Annotated in this window: 1 pseudogene; it reads right to left on the minus strand. The window is 48.3% G+C overall.

The features are described 5' to 3' along the window. Window positions 1-867 (minus strand): annotated as a pseudogene (locus tag EZJ44_RS08590) (VirB4-like conjugal transfer ATPase, CD1110 family); the annotation flags it as partial. Window positions 868-898: the final 31 nt, after the last annotated feature.

Genomic DNA, 898 nt, shown 5'->3' on the forward strand with positions numbered 1-898 from the left:
GGTAAACGGAACCATGATTGCAACAGCTGCAGTCGTGAGCGCTCGAGTGATAGGAATATTGGTATGTCCCAGCGGCAGAAGAGTATTTAAGCCATCTAGCTGCATAAACCGTAGGATTTCAACGTTGCACGAATGTTTCCCGCATACGCGCTGCACTCGTTCCACATTTTTGCCAAGTTCGTTGACAGTGCTGGCAGCGACACCAATGACGATTGTTGTTGAGAAAAGCCTTTCATTAGATTCTTCAAGCTCGTTACGAAGTTGAATCGCTTCGTCACGCGATGCCTGCAGCTCGTGGGGAAGCATATCTTCTCCCAAGCCTTGTTTAGCGAGCTTGCGCAGTTCATTTCCTCGTTGGATATCCATTGATGCGATTTGACCCTTAACCAAGGAAAGGCCTTCAGACTGATCGAGCGGATCAATATGGATCGAAACCGCTAAATCTAAAGGAATATCAGCAAGCTCTTTCAGCACACGGTCGCTCATATAGGGTGGTAGCTTGCGTAAAACGAGTGTTTGCCAATGTTTTTCACCAGCGCCGGAAAGAGAAACCCGATCAGAACGCGACACGTCAATACTCATCGGCGATACTGCGTCTTTTGTCGACAACGCCTGACCGACGAGTTCATCAAATGTGAAATCGGGTTGTATGCCTGGGCGTAGAAAATGTTGAAGCAGCCGAACGCGCTGTGTTCCGTCTAGTTGGGTGGCTTTACAACCACCAATTTCACGTATCAAAGCGCTATCTTCAGCAACCATACGTGCCAACTGGATTTTTGCATCTTCCACGCTCTCAGCCTCAACCGTGAGCGTCACATATTTATCCGTCACGGTGTTGTTTCGCCCAGTTTCTAACCGTTTAGTCACTAGATCGTTATATTCGCGTCGCTGAGGATCG

The organism is Arcanobacterium bovis (assembly GCF_004331995.1).
In the GTDB taxonomy this organism is placed as follows: domain Bacteria; phylum Actinomycetota; class Actinomycetes; order Actinomycetales; family Actinomycetaceae; genus Arcanobacterium_A; species Arcanobacterium_A bovis.